Genomic DNA, 15,492 nt, shown 5'->3' on the forward strand with positions numbered 1-15,492 from the left:
GCCGGTTGTCAGTGCCGACGTCTATCGTGCGGAGCATGACGACGCTGCCGCCTCCCGCCGCCGAACTCTCCGCCGACGAGGCGCGCCGCATAGCGCTGCGCGCCCAGGGGTTCCTGGGCGCGCCCGACCGGCGCGGCGGGGTGCGGGGCGTGCTGCGGCATCTCGGCGCCGTACAGCTGGACACGATCTCCGTACTGGCGCGCTCGCACGAGCTGATTCCGTACGCCCGCCTCGGCGCGGTCGGCCGCAGGACGGTCGAGGACGCGTACTGGACCGAGGGCCACAGCTTCGAGTACTGGTCGCACGCGGCCTGCATCCTGCCCGTCGAGGAGTGGCCGCACTTCGCCTTCCGCCGCCGTGCCTACCGTTCCCGCCCGCACTGGTACCACGACCTGCCGGACGGCTCGTACGACCAGGTGATCAAACAGCTGCGCGCCGAAGGCCCGCTCACCGCGACGGAGTTGGGCGGCGCGAAGAACGGCGGCGAGTGGTGGGACTGGTCGGAGTCGAAGGTCGCCGTCGAGCGCGCGCTGATGTACGGCGAGGTGGTGTGCACCGAGCGACGCAGCTGGAAGCGGGTGTACGACCTCGCCGAGCGTGCCGTGCCCGACGCGCTCCTGCACGACGAGCTGGACGACGCGGAGTGCCTGCGCAGGCTCGTCCGGCTGGCCGGGCAGGCGCTCGGCGTCGGCACCCGCGCCGACATCGCGGACTATCACCGGCTCAAGGGAGAGCAGTTCGACGCGGTGGTCGCGGACTCCGGGCTTGTCCCCGTCACGGTCGAGGGCTGGTCCAAGCCTGCCTGGGCGGACCCCGAGGCACTCGCCTCCACGCCGCGCGGCCGGCACCGTACGACCCTGCTCTCACCGTTCGACTCCCTCATCTGGGAGCGGGCGCGCACCGAGCGGCTCTTCGGCTTCACCCACCGCCTGGAGGCGTACGTCCCCAAGCCGAAGCGGGTGTACGGCTACTTCGCGATGCCGCTGCTGTCGGGCGGCAGGCTGCTGGGCCGCGTCGACCCGGCACGCGAGGGGACGACGCTGGTGGCACGCCAGGTGTCCCTGGACACCCCGAAGGCGGTGGCACCCATGGCGCAGGCGCTGCGCGAAGCGGCGGAGTGGGTCGGCTGCGATTCCGTACGGATCGAGCGGGTCGACCGCGCCGAGCTCACCGCGGACCTGGTCCGGGCCGTCTCCTCATGACCTGCTCCTGCCGCAGCTCCTGACCGCTGCCGGGCCGCGTCGTTGCCCGCTACCGGATCTCGAGGATCTTTTCCCTCATCGCGTAGACCACGGCCTCCATCCTGGAGTGCAGCTGCAGCTTCTCCAGGATGTTGCGGACGTGGTTCTTCACGGTGTTCTCGGAAATGAACAACTGCTTCGCGATATCACGGTTGTTCATCCCCGTGGCCACCAGCTTGAGCACTTCCAGTTCCCGGTCGGTCAGCCGGGGCGCGGGGACGAGTCTGCGCTCGTCGGTGCGCTGGATCATCGACTTGAACTCGGTGAGCAGCTTGGACGCCATGGACGGGCTGATCTGCGACTGGCCGTCGGCCACCGCACGGATCGCGGTGGCCACCTCGTCGGTGGAGATCTCCTTGAGGAGATAGCCGGTGGCGCCCGCCTTGATCGCGTCGTAGAGGTCGGCCTCCTCGTCGCTGATCGTCAGCATGATGATCTTCGCGCTCGGGGCCACCTCCTTGATGGAGGTACAGGCCTCGATGCCGCCGCGCTTGGGCATCCGCACATCCATCAGCACGATGTCGGGCAGCAGATCGGCGGCCTTGTCGACAGCCTCCGCGCCGTCGCCCGCCTCGCCGACGACCTGGATGTCCTCCTCCTGCGCGAGGACGATTTCCAGGCCCCGCCGGAAGAGGGCGTGGTCGTCCACCACGAGGACGCGGATCGGCTCCCCGCGTGAGTCGCCGGTGTCCGCGCCGGTGTCGCTGACTGTGGCACCGGCGTCGCCGGCGTCGTCGTGAACCGGCCCGAAGCTGTCCGCCATCGTTCCTCCCCCTGAAGGCCGTGGCCTGAAGATCATGAGTGGTTCGCCAACGTCAGTGCACAGCGCATCGGTTGGCTTACGACGCCATGCTTTCATGCCCGGACGACACAGCGGTGGTCCCGTGGCCGCGCGGTGGTGCCCCTGGGGGCGCATGGGGCGCTCCAGGGGCACCAGCCGCCTGCTGGACGGGGTCAGCCGCCGAGTGCACCTCCGGCGCCGCCCGCCTCGGACCCGGCCAGCGGGTCGGACTCCAGATGGATGACGCCATAGTCGTAGGCGTGCCGTCGGTAGACGACACTGGGTTGCTTCGTCTCGGAGTCGACGAAGAGATAGAAGTCGTGCCCGACCAGCTCCATCTCGTAGAGCGCCTGGTCGAGCAGCATCGGGGCTGCGGTGTGGACCTTCTCGCGGACCACCAGCGGTCCTTCGCCCTGGATTTCGAGCGAGCCGACCCTGGTGGTGGGAATGGATTGGGGCGCCTCTTCGGCGACGGGCCGGCCATTGGCGTTCAACTCGGCGACGCCGGGAACGACATCGGCCACCTCGGATGCCGAAATACGGCCACTGCCGCGGCGGTTGTGACGCTTTTCGTGCTGCTTGCGCAGCCGCGCCTCCAGCTTGCCCGTGGCCAGATCGAGCGCTGCGTACGGATCGGCTGCCGCTGCCTCCGCCCGGATCACCGGGCCTCGGGAGTGGAGTGTGATCTCCACGCGGTCGGAACGGTCGGCCTGCCGCGGGTTGTGCTCCTTGGACACCTCGACGTCCAGGCTGATCACCTTGCCGTCGAGCTTCTGGATCTTCTCCAGCTTCAGCTTCTCGGCCACGTGCTTGCGGAACCGCTCTGGCACCTCGGTCTTGCGGCCCTTGACGACGATGTCCACGCAGAACTCCGTTCCCGGATAGCCCCGCCCGCTCGCAGGCTGCGGAGCGTCTCCCTCTTGCACCAGACCCCGGTGATCACCGGAGCCTCGGACGGACTTTCACCTCCTCCTCCCCAGCCGACAAGATCTCCACCCCATCAATTTTCGAGGTTCTCGCATCCTCGAACCCCTGACCGGAAGCACGACAGTGCATTCGGGTGAGATACGGCTACAGCCATTCCTCACAACCGAACATAGCTCGATCGGACGGGTGTCGGCACCCGCTACCAGCGCGTACCTCCGTTAGGAGCGTTTTCCTCTCTTACAACCTGCAACGATGTGAGTTCCCCGTCAGTTCCAGTTTATTTCCAAAGACAGCGGAGGTACCGCGACAACCGCTGCGCTCGGCTGCAGAAATCCAGCACATCGCAGACCTGCGCCGGCACGGAGCGCCCGCGCCGCCTCGGCCAGCGAAGCCCCGGTCGTCATGAGGTCGTCCACCAGCACTGCCCGGCCGCCCTCCAGAAGCCGTCCGCCTCCGGCCACCACCTCCAGTGCCCCCGCCAGGTTCGCCACCCGCTCGCGGGCCGTGAGATCCGACTGGTCGGCCACCGCCCGCCGCTGCCGCAGCACCGGTAGAACCCTCGCCTCGGTCCCCGTGCGCCGAAGCTCACCCGCCGCCGCCAGCGCGATCCGCCGCGCGGCGTCGTGACCGCGTGCCCTGACCGCAGACCGAGCGGACGGCACGGGTACGAGCAGCAGCGGCCACCGTCCCCGGGCGGCCCGGGAAACCGGCACCGCGGCCCGTACCGCCCCGGCGAGCGCGACACCCAGCGGCCGGGCCAGCCCCAGAGCGCCCCGCTCCTTGTGCGCCAGCAGCACCGCACGTACAGCGTCCGCATACGGGGCGGCGGCATGCACAACCGGCAGGCCCGCAGGCTCCGGCACAGGCCTCGCCCGGCGTGCCGCGGCGCCGTGCAGCGCTCGGGCGCACTCCTCGCACAGCTGCGTACGAGGAACGCCGCAGCCGCCACAGGCGGCCGGCAGCACCAGACCGGAGATTTCGCGCCACCACCCCCGCATGGCAACCACTGTGCCAACACCGGCGGCACCCTGCCACCCCTGTGGACAACTGGCCCGCGGGGTGACCGTCGTCCGGCGGCCCTACCCCGGATAGACCGGGGAAGATCCGTCCTCGACCAGCGTCTGCCAGTTGGCACCCGTCGGCAGCCACACGATGCCGTCGTCCTCGGAGTACGCCACCAGGGGCCGGTTCTCGTCGTCCGACGCCGCAACGGCCTTGACCCGGTTGAGCCCCGGCAGAATGCTCGTGGCCGAACTCGAGCCGTCCGTCTGGATGTAGCGCACCTGCTGGACCCCGCCGGACTCCTTGCCGACCACCACGAGCCTGCTGTAACCGGCCCAGGAGACGGCTGTCACCGTCTCCATCTGGGGCGCGGCAGGCCGCAGATCCGCCACGGAGACCACCGGGTTGTCGGTGGAGCCCTGGCGCTCCACGCGTCCGATCTGCAGCGTGGTCCTCCCGTCCTTGGTGAGCAGCAGCGCGATCCGCACACCGTCCGCCGACACCCGCAGCGCCTCGATACGCGCACCCCCGAGACCCGGCAGGATCTTGACGTTCTTCGGTGCGCCGGAACCGCCGGCGAGGCGCAGCAGCGCCGGATTCGTGGGGTCGCGGTCCGCCACCCACAGATCGCCCCGGCCGTCCCAGCTGGGCGCCGAGAGGCGATGGGCGGGGTCCTTGCCCTTGCTCTGCACCAGCGCGTCACCCACCTCGCTCCCCGACTTGATGGACGCCACGAAGAGGCGGCTGAAGTCGGTGGAAACCGCAGCTGCGGTGCGCTCGTCGCGGGCCACGCCCACCACGCCGACCGGCAGCTGCCCATTGCCGAACGGCCCCGGCACATGCTGCGGTTCGCTCATGTCCTTGGCACCGCCCGACAGCAGCGCCAACTGCTTCTTCTTGTCGACGAAGTACTGGTTGACGGGCCTGACCGAGGTGTGGTCCGGCGCGATCGCCTCCGCCTGGCCACCGTCGAGCACGCACAGCTGCGAGCCGTCCGCACGCTGCAGCTCCACCTGCTCGATCCGCGTGGACGAAAGGTCCTTCAGGGTGAAGAGGATCTGGGCCGCCAGCTTCATGCACTGCGAGTGGCCCACATTGGACGCCGTCTCGTTCAACGGCACCTTCAGCGCGTTCCGGTCGTCGAACACCAGCGCCTTGGTGCCCTTCTTCAGCGCCGTACCGGCGGGGAACGGCGACTGGACCACAGGCTTCAGCCAGTCGGTCGGGCCTTCGAGCAGCGCCTTGACCGTCTGGGTGACCGGATCCATACGGGTCACCGGATCCAGTCGCTGCCGGATGAAAACAGGATCGGCCACGACCACATTGCTCCTGGACGCGTAGGCGAAGTAGTACTTGTTCACGGAGCGGTAGTTGCGCTGGAAGTCGGATGCTCCGAGCACCAGCCCCGGCGGCAGAGCGTCGATGCGCCACTCCTTGCCGTCCGGACCGCTCTGCTGCGAAAGGTGAATGGTCGTGCGGTACTGGGTGGGCGAAACCGCCTGATAGGCGTGCTGCGAGTCCACCGTCGCGATCTGCTTGCCGATGAGCGGAAAGTCCATGCCCGGGTTTTCCCGGTCACCGGCCACGGGCTGTCCCGAGTCCGGCGCCGCCGTCAGCACCGTGGTACCCGCCTCCGGCCGCCACTTCCTGGAAGTCGCCGGCACCAGATACTTCCGGGCGACGGCGAAGTTTGTGTCGTCGCTGGTCATGGCCTCCAGGAAGCCCGTGACGATCTCGCCCGGCGTCGCCCCCTGCCGCGGCGGTACGGCATACACCCGTACCTGGGAGTCCGCACGCTGGGACGCCTTCACCGCATGGATGTCACCGCTGTCCGGCATCGACGCGCACCCGGCCAGCAGCACACCGCTGCAGGCGAGCAGCGCGGACGCGCGGACGGCACCTGTGCGGCCGTTCCGACGGGGATCAGCGCCCACGAGTCGTGTCCTCACGTTCTGAACGTTCCGAAGAAAGCTGTGGCGCTGAGTCGCCGCCTCGCCGCTCCCCGGCCTGTCGTGCCACCACTCGGGCACCGTTGCCCGGAAGGGCCGCCGGATCCACCCCACCGGGCCCTGTACGGGGTGGTACGGGAATGCGCGGTGGTACGGGCAAGGACGATCGGTCCGACGCCGACTGAGCCGGCACGGACGTCAGCAGCTGCCCGCTCGTCTTCGGCCCCGCGAAACCGGCACGCTCACGGTTCTGCCGGGAGTCTTCCGGCTCCAGCGGTATGGGCGAACCGCGCAGCGGCTCGTCCGCCGTACGCGGCAGTGTCAGCCGGAACTGCGAGCCTCCGCCGGGCTCGCCCCACGCCTGCAGCCAGCCGCCGTGCAGCCGGGCGTCCTCGACCGCGATGGACAGACCGAGGCCGGTGCCGCCGGTGGTACGGGCACGCGCCGGATCGGCCCGCCAGAAGCGGTTGAAGACCCGAGTCGCCTCGCCCGGCTTCAGTCCGACGCCGTAGTCACGCACGGCGACCGCGACGGCCCCGCCGGCCACAGCCATCCGCACCACGACGTCCCGGCCCTCGCCGTGCTCGACGGCGTTGACGACCAGGTTGCGCAGCACACGCTCCAACCGCCGGGCATCGGCCTCCACCACAACCGGCTGCTCGTCACCGGTCACGCGTATCCGGGTACCTTTTCGCTCGGCCAGCGGCTCGGCACCGCCGATCACCCGCCGTACGACTTCGCGAAGGTCTATCGCCTCGGCCTCCAGCGCCGCCGCTCCCGCATCGAAGCGGCTGATTTCGAGCAGGTCGGAGAGCAGTGACTCGAAGCGGTCGAGCTGATCGCCGAGAAGCTCGGCGGAGCGCGCAGTCACCGGGTCGAAGTCGACGCGCGCCTCGTGGATGACGTCCGCGGCCATCCGTACGGTCGTCAGAGGCGTGCGGAGCTCGTGCGAGACGTCCGAGACGAAGCGCCGCTGCATCCTGGAGAGCTCCTCCAGCTGCTGGATCTTCAGCTGGAGGTTCTGCGCCATCTTGTTGAAGGCCTCGCCCAGCCTGGCGATGTCGTCCTCGCCGGTGACCTTCATCCGCTCCTGGAGCCGGCCCGCCGAGAGCCGCTCGGCGATCCCGGCGGCCATCCGCACGGGCGTGACGATCTGCCGCACCACCAGCCAGGCGATGGCTCCCAGCAGGACGACCACGAACAGCCCGGCCGTGGCGAGGGTCCCCCTGACCAGGTTGAGCGACTGCTCCTCCTGCGCCAGCGGGAAGAGGTAGTAGAGCTCGTAGGGATTGCCCTCGATGTCGTTCAGCCGGGTGCCGACGACCAGCCCGGGCTCCGGCTCGTGCACATCGTTGTTGTACTTGATCCGGACGTACGTCTCGTACGTGCCGGTGCCCTGGTCGACGGCTTCCCGCAAGGCCACGGGAATGCTCGTGTGGTCCACACCGCCCGACGTCCGGGGCGCACGGCTGGAGCCCGCGTCCTGGGAGTCGGCGCTCAGCGCCACCAGGTTGAACGCCCCCTGCCCGCCACTGGCGAGCTGGTCCACGAGATCGGACCGCCAGGAGCTCCGCGCGGTCCTGCCATCGGTGGCGGCACCGTCCTGCCCACCGGGGCCCACCGACGCGTTCGCCTTCTCCCGCGCCACGGCGAAGCCACCGGCCGCCTGGCTCTGCGCCGCCCTCCCCTTGGCGTCGAGCAGGCCGTTGCGCACCTGCCCGATGACGACGAAGCCGAGCAGCAGCACGACGCCGAGCGACATCAGCAGCGTGGTCGCGACCACCCTGAGCTGGATGTTCCGCCGCCACAGCCGCACTGCGGGCAGCAGCGGACGGCGGATCCAGCGCATGACCAGCCGGGGCACCGGTCCACCCGGCGCCCCTTCCTGGAGCAGTCGTCCGCCCTGGAGCAGACGGCCGAATCGCGAGGGCCCCCACCCCGGTCCGGCAGCCCGCCCCGCACGGACTCCCGGCTGCCCGGGCTTCGGAGCAACGCTGCCTCGGGACATGTCAGCTCGGCCCGGCCTTGTAACCGACACCACGGACGGTCACCACGATCTCCGGGCGCTCGGGGTCCTTCTCGACCTTGGAACGCAACCGCTGTACATGCACATTGACCAGCCTGGTGTCAGCGGCGTGGCGATATCCCCACACCTGCTCCAGCAGCACCTCGCGGGTGAACACCTGCCAGGGCTTACGGGCGAGCGCGACCAGCAGGTCGAACTCGAGCGGGGTCAGAGCGATGGACTGCCCTTCCCGCTTCACGGAGTGACCGGCCACATCGATGACCAGATCCCCGATCGCCAGCTGCTCGGGCGCCGGCTCCTCCGACCTCCTCAGCCGGGCCCGGATCCGGGCGACCAGCTCCTTCGGCTTGAACGGTTTGACGATGTAGTCATCGGCCCCGGACTCCAGGCCGACCACCACATCCACGGTGTCGCTCTTGGCGGTGAGCATCACGATCGGCACGCCGGACTCGGCCCTGATGAGCCGGCACACCTCGATGCCGTCCCGTCCGGGCAGCATGAGATCCAGCAGAACCAGATCCGGTTTGGCCTCACGGAAAGCGGCAAGTGCCTTATCGCCGTCCGCTACGAACGACGGCTCGAAACCTTCACCACGCAGCACAATCCCGAGCATCTCGGCCAGTGCGGTGTCGTCATCGACGACAAGGACTCGTCCCTTCATAATCGACATCATCCCATTAGCTAATCGTTACCTGGCGTGACCTGGCACACAGCTCCGCGATTCCTCCCCCTGTGACCGGGGACAACGCACCCTCCTCGGTGACGATCGCCGTCACCAGATCCGGCGGCGTGACATCAAAAGCCGGGTTGTACGCCTGGGTACCCAGCGGTGCGACCGGCATCCCGCCGCCCGCACCGGTAGCCCCCGCGATCTGCGGCGATGTGACCTCGGTCACTTCATGTCCCGGCCTCTGTTCCACCTCTATCGATGCCCCGTCCGGCGTGTTCAGGTCCACCGTCGTCGTCGGCGCGACCACGATGAACGGCACATGGTGGTACTTCGCGAGCACCGCCAGCGGGTAACTCCCCACCTTGTTCGCCACCGATCCGTCAGCCGCTATCCGGTCAGCCCCGATGAGTACGGCATCCACCTCCCCCGCCGCGAAGAGCGATCCCGCGGCATTGTCCGTGAGCAGTGTGTACGGCATTCCGTTGCGCGCCGCTTCGTAGGCGGTCAGCCGCGCGCCCTGAAGCAGCGGCCTCGTCTCGTCCACCCACAGCCGCCGCAGCCGGCCCACCCGATGTGCCGTGAGCGCCACCGCGAACGCGGTGCCCTCGCCTCCCGACACCAGCGCCCCGGTGTTGCAGTGGGTCAGGATCCGGTGACCGCCGCCCGGCAGCAGCTCCTCAAGGAGCGCCAGCCCGTGCTCAGCCATCCGGACACTGTCCTCGGCATCCTCCCGGTGCAGCTCCTTGGCTGCCGCGAGCGCAGTCCGGGCTGCCTGTTCCGCGTCCGCGCCCTTGTCCACCGCCGCCCGGTGGGCGACCGCCGCCCGCCGCACTCCGTACCCCAGATTCACCGCGGTGGGCCTCGCACTCTCCAGCAGTGCCACCGCCTCATCCACGTCGAAGCCCCGCGCGGCGGCGAGTGCCACACCATACGCACCGGCGATGCCCAGCAGCGGCGCCCCCCGCACAGCGAGCGTCTGAATCGCCCTCGCCAGGGCAGGCACATCGGTACAGACCAGCTCGACCTCCTCGGCGGGCAGCCGGGTCTGGTCGAGAAGCACCAGTACGGGGCCTTCCGGTGGCTCCTCCCAGCGCAGCACGGGAAGCGTGAGCGGCTCTGTGCCGGCCGGGTTTTGTGCGTACTGATCAGCCATCCGCCCAGTCTGCCCCGTGAGTCACCGACAATGAAGGTGCGAAGGAGATCCAGCGCCCGGCCCACCAGCTGACAACGCGTGGCACGATGGCTGCCAACCTGCCGCCTCGACTGGCGGACGGGCACCCTGAACGTGCCGGCTCGCCGAGCCGGCCTCGCGACCAAGCCATGAGGTGGACGACCGTGAACGACACTCCGGGCTGGGCCTCGCCCGGATCTGCTCCGTCCGACGGGCAGGAATCCGGCGTGCCCCGGCCCGCCGAGCCCGCCGACGAGAGCGGCCCCGCCTCGAAGTGGTCCCCGGAGCAGCCGCCCCCGGGACAGTGGTCCGCGCCGACCGCACCTCGCACGAACCCCGGCCCGACGCCAACGCCCGCCCCCGGCTGGGGCAGCGGTCAGCCGCGCGGCAGCTGGGGCCGGCCGCCGGCCGCGGCGAAGCCCGGCGTCATCCCGCTGCGCCCTCTCGGGGTCGGCGAGATCCTCGACGGCGCGGTGTCGACTCTTCGCGCCCACTGGCGCACAGTGCTGGGCGTCACGATCACCGTCTCCGTGATCTCCCAGATCTGCGACATCCTGGTCGAGCGCTACCTGCTCCCGGATCCGCCCCAAGTCGACCCCAACGCAAGCCCGTCGGAAGCCCTCAGCCAGTCCGTGGACTCGATGCAGTCGAGCCTGCTCGCCATGGGCCCGGCGCTGCTGATCACCTTGATCGGCACGCTCTTCACCACGGCGCTTCTCACCATGGTGATCAGCCGCTCGGTACTGGGCCGCCCGGTGACGCTCTCCGAAGCCTGGCACGAGGCACGGCCCCGGCTGCCTCAGCTGCTGGGCCTGACACTGCTGCTGCCTCTCATGAGCGCCACCATCATGACCGTGGGCATCCTCCCCGGCCTGCTGCTCGGCAACGGTGCGGGAATCGCGCTCGCCCTGCTCGGGGGCCTGGCGGCCTGCGTCGTCATCCTCTGGCTGATGATTCTGTTCGCCCTCGCCTCCCCCGCTCTGATGCTGGAGCGCCAGGGCGTGATTCCGTCCCTTCGCCGTTCCGCCAAGCTGGTCCAGGGCGCCTGGTGGCGGACTTTCGGCATCCTGGCGCTCACGCTGCTGCTGACCCTGCTGGTGTCGATGATCATCGCAGTGCCGTTCAGTCTGATCGCGTACGCGGTCGACGGCAGCAGCTTCAGCGACCTCTTCTCCGGGACCACACCCGACTTCGGCTGGCCCTTCCTGATCATCACGGGCATCGGCTCGGTGATCGCCTCCTCCATCACCTACCCGATCTCCGCCGGCGTGACGGTCCTCCTCTACGTGGACCAGCGCATCCGCCGCGAGGCCCTCGACCTCGAACTCGCACGGGCCGCCGGCGTGCCCGGCTACGGCTCCGAGCCGCCTGGCAACCACTCCACCAGGAGCTGATGCGGTGTCCACGACGGGGGGCGTGACGACAGCGCGGCTGCTGATTCGTGCAGGCGATGACGTACCGGTGGACACCCCACGAATCCCCGCCCGCGAAGCGGCGGAGCGGGAACTGTCCAAACCGATGTACCACGAGAACGACCCGAGCCTCCTCCAGCGCGGCCTCAACCGCTTCTGGGACTGGGTCGGCAGCATCTTCGACGCCGCGTCCGGCGCCGCCCCCGGGGGCACGCTCGGCCTCCTCGTCGTCATCCTGGTCGTCATCGGCCTGGTGGCCGCTCTCTGGTGGCGTCTTGGCACGCCCCGACGCGCCCCTGGCTCCGCCGACTCCCTCTTCGACGACAGCCCCCGCAGCGCGTCCGAACACCGCGCGGCCGCTGAAGCGCACGCCGCTGCCGGACGCTGGAACCAAGCCGTCCAGGAACGGATGCGGGCAATCGTCCGCTCCCTGGAGGAGCGAGTTGTCCTCGACCCGCGCCCGGGCCGCACAGCCGACGAGGCCGCCGCCGAGGCCGGCCGTTCCCTCCCCGACCACGCCGACGGACTGCGTGTCTCCGCCCGGGAGTTCGACGACGTCACATACGGCGGCCGCACCGCCGACCGACAGGCATACCTCCGCCTGCGGGATCTGGACGTGGAGATCGAGCGCGCGAAGCCCCGGCTGACCGGCGCGGCCCAAGGAGCAGCCGAATGACCGCGGCCACCCTCGGCTCCACCTCCATCTCTCCCACCACCCGACAGGTGTGGACCCGCGCCCGCGGCCTGCTGCTCGCGCTCGTCGTCCTCGTCGCAGGCGGGATCGCCATGGCCGCCCTGCGCTCCGGTGACGAGCACGGCCGCCTCGACCCCCGGTCCCCGGACCGCTACGGCAGCCGCGCCGTCGCCGAACTCCTGAAGGGCCGCGGCGTCTCCACCCGCGTCATCACCACCCTCGACGAGGCCACCTCCGCAGCCGGCCCCGACACCACGCTTCTCGTCGCCGCCCCCGACCTGCTGACGGACCACCAGCAGCAGACCTTGCACACCGCCACCGCCTCGTCCGGCGGACGCACCGTCCTCCTCTCCGCCGGACCTGCGTCCATCGACGCACTGGCCCCGGGCACCCGCACCGAAGCTCCGGCCCCGGTTTCGGCGCTCACCCCCCAGTGCGCCCTCCCCGCCGCGCGCAGCGCCGGCAATGCCGACCTCGGCGGTGAGCGGTACGCCTCCGAGACGTCCCATGCCGACAGCTGCTACCCGAGCGGCGGCCTGCCCACGCTGCTCAGGATCGACGAGCCGAACGAGGGCGACACAGTCCTGCTCGGCTCCCCCGACATCCTCTACAACCACCTTCTGGACAAGCACGGCAACGCTTCCCTCGCCCTGCAACTCCTCGGCTCCCGCACCCATCTGGTCTGGTACCTCCCTTCGCTCAGTGACAGCTCCGCCGCTGACGACAGCACCGACGGCGGCAGCAGCTCATTCCTCGACCTGGTCCCCTCCGGCTGGGCCTGGGGGACTCTCCAACTCGCACTCGCCGCAGTCCTGGCCGCCGTCTGGCGCGCCCGCCGACTCGGCCCCCTGGTGACCGAGCGGCTCCCCGTGGCCATCCGCGCTTCAGAGTCCACCGAAGGCCGCGCCCGCCTCTACCGCAAGGTGAACGCCCGCGACCGCGCGGCCGCAGCCCTGCGCTCGGCCACCCGCACCCGCCTCGCCCCGCTCCTCGGCGTCCCCCCGACCGACGCCCACTCCTCCGAGGTCCTGCTCCCCGCGGTGTCGGCCCAACTCCCCACCGGCGAACGGGATCTCAAGACCCTGCTCTTCGGCCCGGCACCGGCCGACGACACCGCCCTCATTCATCTGGCAGACCAACTCGACGCCCTCGAAAGAGAGGTACGCACTTCATGAGCGCCCCGACCCCCGAGACAGCTCAGAACTCGGACCGCGCCCGCACCTCCCTGGAGGCACTGCGCACCGAGATCGCCAAGGCCGTGGTCGGCCAGGATCCCGCTGTCACCGGGCTCGTCGTGGCTCTGCTCTGCCGCGGCCACGTCCTCCTCGAAGGAGTACCCGGCGTCGCCAAGACGCTGCTGGTCCGCACCCTCGCGGCGTCCCTCGAACTCGACACCAAGCGCGTCCAGTTCACCCCCGATCTGATGCCCAGTGATGTCACCGGGTCTCTCGTCTACGACGCGCGCACCGCCGAGTTCTCCTTCCAGCCCGGTCCGGTGTTCACCAACCTTCTGCTCGCCGACGAAATCAACCGCACCCCGCCCAAGACCCAGTCATCGCTTCTCGAAGCAATGGAAGAGCGGCAGGTCACTGTCGACGGCACGCCCCGCCTGCTACCTGACCCGTTCCTGGTCGCCGCAACCCAGAACCCGGTGGAGTACGAAGGCACATACCCGCTCCCCGAAGCCCAACTGGACCGCTTCCTGCTCAAACTGACGGTCCCTCTGCCCTCCCGCGAGGACGAGATCAACGTCCTCACCCGTCACGCTGAAGGCTTCGACCCACGCGACCTCAAGTCCGCGGGCGTGCGCCCCGTGGCCGGCCCCGCCGACCTGGAAGCGGCTCGCGCCGCCGTCGCCAAGACCTCCGTCTCCTCCGAGATCGCCGGCTATGTCGTCGATATCTGCCGTGCCACCCGTGAATCCCCCTCACTCACCCTCGGTGTGTCTCCCCGAGGCGCTACAGCCCTGCTCTCCACCGCACGCGCCTGGGCCTGGCTCACCGGCCGGGACTACGTCATCCCGGACGATGTGAAGGCCCTGGCTCTGCCCACCCTGCGCCACCGGATCCAGCTCCGCCCTGAGGCAGAGATGGAGGGAGTCACCGCCGACTCCGTCATCACCGCGATCCTCGCCCACGTCCCCGTCCCCCGATGAGGCAGTGACCCATGGCCCTCACCGGAAGAACGGCGCTTCTCGCAGCTCTCGGCTCTCTCCCCGTAGGCATCCTCGCCCCGAGCTGGACGGGGATGCTCGCCGTGAACGCGCCTCTCTCACTGGCAATCCTGTGCGACTACGCGCTCGCCGCGCCAGTGCGAACGCTCCGATTCACCCGAAGCGGTGACACATCAGTTCGATTGGGTGACAGCGCGAAAGTGCAGCTCACTGTCACCAACACCTCCAGCCGCCGCCTGCGCGCCCACCTCCGCGACGCCTGGCCGCCCAGCAGCTGGCTCACCGGCACCGAACAAGCCGCGTCCCGGCACAGGTTGACCGTCCCCTCTGGTGAACGTCGACGTCTCACCACGGTCCTGCGCCCCACGCGTCGGGGCGACCGTGAGGCAGAACGCGTCACCGTCCGCTCGTACGGGCCACTGGGCCTCGCCGCCCGCCAGGGCAGCCACCGGGTCCCCTGGACCGTGCGCGTGCTGCCGCCCTTCACCAGCCGCAAGCATCTGCCGTCCCGGCTTGCCCGACTGCGGGAGCTCGACGGCCGCACCAGCGTCCTGATCCGCGGACAGGGAACCGAGTTCGACAGCCTCCGCGACTACGTCCCCGGGGATGACACCCGTTCCATCGACTGGCGTGCCACCGCCCGGCAGTCCTCCGTCGCCGTACGCACGTGGCGCCCCGAACGCGATCGCCACATCCTCGTCGTACTCGACACCGGCCGCACCTCGGCCGGCCGGGTCGGAGATGTCCCGCGCCTCGACGCGGCCATGGACGCAGCACTGCTCCTCACCGTACTGGCCTCGCGCGCCGGTGACCGTGTGGACCTCCTGGCCTACGACCGGCGTATCCGCGCCCAGGTGCAAAGCCGTTCGGCCGGTGACCTGCTGCCGGCCGTGGTCAACGCCCTCGCTCCGCTGGAACCCGAACTCGTGGAAACCGACGCCCGCGGCCTCAGCGCCACGGCACTGCACAGCGCCCCGCGCCGCTCCCTCATCGTTCTGCTCACCGGCCTCGACGCCGCGCCGATCGAAGAGGGACTGCTCCCCGTCCTTCCTCAGCTCACAAAACGCCACACCGTACTCGTGGCCTCGGTCGCCGACCCTCACATCGAGCAGATGACCAAGACCCGAGGCACCGTCGAGGCCGTGTACGAGGCCGCGGCCGGCACCCAGGCCCAGGCTCAGCGCCGCCGTACTGCGGAACAACTCCAGCGCCACGGAGTCACGGTCGTCGACGCCACGCCTGACCACCTCGCCCCTGCCCTCGCGGATGCCTATCTGGCGCTGAAGGCCGCCGGCCGTCTCTGAGCAGCGGGCGGGGCATACGGATCGAGGGGGTTGGCGCAATGGGTTCCGAACGCAGAAAAGCCCCGCACCATGACGGTACGGGGCTTTCCCACAATAATTGTTCGGCGGTGTCCTACTCTCCCACAGGGTCCCCCCTGCAGTA

General features: G+C 69.9%; 13 protein-coding genes. 6 read left to right on the top strand and 7 right to left on the bottom strand.

The annotated features are described in order from the left end of the window. Positions 1-35 precede the first annotated feature (35 nt). Positions 36-1,202, top strand: coding sequence for a winged helix-turn-helix domain-containing protein (locus tag ACWDZ6_RS22270; protein WP_389175301.1), 1,167 nt, complete (start codon positions 36-38; stop codon positions 1,200-1,202). Positions 1,203-1,251: 49 nt separating this feature from the next. Here ACWDZ6_RS22270 and ACWDZ6_RS22275 read toward each other — a convergent pair whose 3' ends face one another. The 7 genes from ACWDZ6_RS22275 to mtnA all read right to left on the bottom strand — a co-directional run bounded on the left by ACWDZ6_RS22275 (position 1,252) and on the right by mtnA (position 9,749). Continuing rightward, positions 1,252-2,004: a response regulator transcription factor gene (locus tag ACWDZ6_RS22275; RefSeq protein ID WP_326650269.1), complete on the bottom strand. Its 753-nt coding sequence runs from the start codon at positions 2,002-2,004 to the stop codon at positions 1,252-1,254. A 191-nt stretch (positions 2,005-2,195) separates the two neighbouring features. Beyond that, entirely contained in the window at positions 2,196-2,885 is a 690-nt protein-coding gene (hpf, locus tag ACWDZ6_RS22280; protein WP_366732383.1) for a ribosome hibernation-promoting factor, HPF/YfiA family, read from the bottom strand. Between the two features lie 330 nt (positions 2,886-3,215). Beyond that, the gene (locus ACWDZ6_RS22285; protein ID WP_451504239.1) at positions 3,216-3,947 is read right to left on the bottom strand and encodes a ComF family protein; all 732 of its coding nucleotides are present in this window, start codon (positions 3,945-3,947) and stop codon (positions 3,216-3,218) included. 81 nt (positions 3,948-4,028) lie between these two features. Then, complete coding sequence (locus tag ACWDZ6_RS22290; RefSeq protein ID WP_451504240.1) at positions 4,029-5,885, bottom strand: LpqB family beta-propeller domain-containing protein; 1,857 nt, start codon at positions 5,883-5,885, stop codon at positions 4,029-4,031. After that, a complete protein-coding gene (gene mtrB / locus ACWDZ6_RS22295; protein ID WP_451504241.1) occupies positions 5,875-7,908 on the bottom strand; it encodes an MtrAB system histidine kinase MtrB in 2,034 nt (677 codons plus the stop codon). The genes ACWDZ6_RS22290 and mtrB overlap by 11 nt, the downstream gene beginning before the upstream one ends. A gap of 1 nt (position 7,909) precedes the next feature. Continuing rightward, complete coding sequence (gene mtrA, locus ACWDZ6_RS22300) at positions 7,910-8,599, bottom strand: two-component system response regulator MtrA (RefSeq protein WP_187438793.1); 690 nt, start codon at positions 8,597-8,599, stop codon at positions 7,910-7,912. A gap of 4 nt (positions 8,600-8,603) precedes the next feature. Next, on the bottom strand, positions 8,604-9,749 hold the full coding sequence (gene mtnA / locus ACWDZ6_RS22305; protein ID WP_451504242.1) for an S-methyl-5-thioribose-1-phosphate isomerase: 1,146 nt from the start codon (positions 9,747-9,749) through the stop codon (positions 8,604-8,606). 182 nt (positions 9,750-9,931) lie between these two features. On the opposite strand from mtnA, the gene ACWDZ6_RS22310 reads away from it, so the two are divergent. The 5 genes from ACWDZ6_RS22310 to ACWDZ6_RS22330 are packed head-to-tail and all read left to right on the top strand — an operon-like array spanning position 9,932 to position 15,350. After that, the gene (locus ACWDZ6_RS22310) at positions 9,932-11,161 is read left to right on the top strand and encodes a DUF7544 domain-containing protein (RefSeq protein WP_451504243.1); all 1,230 of its coding nucleotides are present in this window, start codon (positions 9,932-9,934) and stop codon (positions 11,159-11,161) included. A gap of 4 nt (positions 11,162-11,165) precedes the next feature. Then, positions 11,166-11,855 (top strand): DUF4129 domain-containing protein, encoded by a 690-nt coding sequence (locus ACWDZ6_RS22315; RefSeq protein WP_451504244.1) that lies wholly within the window; start codon positions 11,166-11,168, stop codon positions 11,853-11,855. Continuing rightward, positions 11,852-13,048 (top strand): DUF4350 domain-containing protein, encoded by a 1,197-nt coding sequence (locus tag ACWDZ6_RS22320; RefSeq protein ID WP_451504245.1) that lies wholly within the window; start codon positions 11,852-11,854, stop codon positions 13,046-13,048. The genes ACWDZ6_RS22315 and ACWDZ6_RS22320 overlap by 4 nt, the downstream gene beginning before the upstream one ends. Next, positions 13,045-14,028, top strand: a complete 984-nt coding sequence (locus tag ACWDZ6_RS22325; RefSeq protein ID WP_326650278.1) for an AAA family ATPase — start codon at positions 13,045-13,047, stop codon at positions 14,026-14,028. Before ACWDZ6_RS22320 ends, ACWDZ6_RS22325 begins: the two co-directional genes overlap by 4 nt. 11 nt (positions 14,029-14,039) lie before the next feature. Then, the gene (locus tag ACWDZ6_RS22330) at positions 14,040-15,350 is read left to right on the top strand and encodes a DUF58 domain-containing protein (RefSeq protein ID WP_451504246.1); all 1,311 of its coding nucleotides are present in this window, start codon (positions 14,040-14,042) and stop codon (positions 15,348-15,350) included. Positions 15,351-15,492 lie beyond the last annotated feature (142 nt).

Source organism: Streptomyces sp. NPDC002926 (assembly GCF_053591755.1).

What these genes read in the sequence shown, in the direction of transcription:
- ACWDZ6_RS22325 (WP_326650278.1), top strand. Translation starts at nt 13,045, where the DNA reads ATGAGCGCCCCGACCCCCGAGACAGCTCAGAACTCGGACCGCGCCCGC.
- ACWDZ6_RS22285 (WP_451504239.1), bottom strand. Translation starts at nt 3,947, where the DNA reads ATGCGGGGGTGGTGGCGCGAAATCTCCGGTCTGGTGCTGCCGGCCGCC.
- ACWDZ6_RS22320 (WP_451504245.1), top strand. Translation starts at nt 11,852, where the DNA reads ATGACCGCGGCCACCCTCGGCTCCACCTCCATCTCTCCCACCACCCGA.
- mtrA (WP_187438793.1), bottom strand. Translation starts at nt 8,599, where the DNA reads ATGATGTCGATTATGAAGGGACGAGTCCTTGTCGTCGATGACGACACC.
- mtrB (WP_451504241.1), bottom strand. Translation starts at nt 7,908, where the DNA reads ATGTCCCGAGGCAGCGTTGCTCCGAAGCCCGGGCAGCCGGGAGTCCGT.
- ACWDZ6_RS22330 (WP_451504246.1), top strand. Translation starts at nt 14,040, where the DNA reads ATGGCCCTCACCGGAAGAACGGCGCTTCTCGCAGCTCTCGGCTCTCTC.
- ACWDZ6_RS22270 (WP_389175301.1), top strand. Translation starts at nt 36, where the DNA reads ATGACGACGCTGCCGCCTCCCGCCGCCGAACTCTCCGCCGACGAGGCG.
- ACWDZ6_RS22275 (WP_326650269.1), bottom strand. Translation starts at nt 2,004, where the DNA reads ATGGCGGACAGCTTCGGGCCGGTTCACGACGACGCCGGCGACGCCGGT.
- mtnA (WP_451504242.1), bottom strand. Translation starts at nt 9,749, where the DNA reads ATGGCTGATCAGTACGCACAAAACCCGGCCGGCACAGAGCCGCTCACG.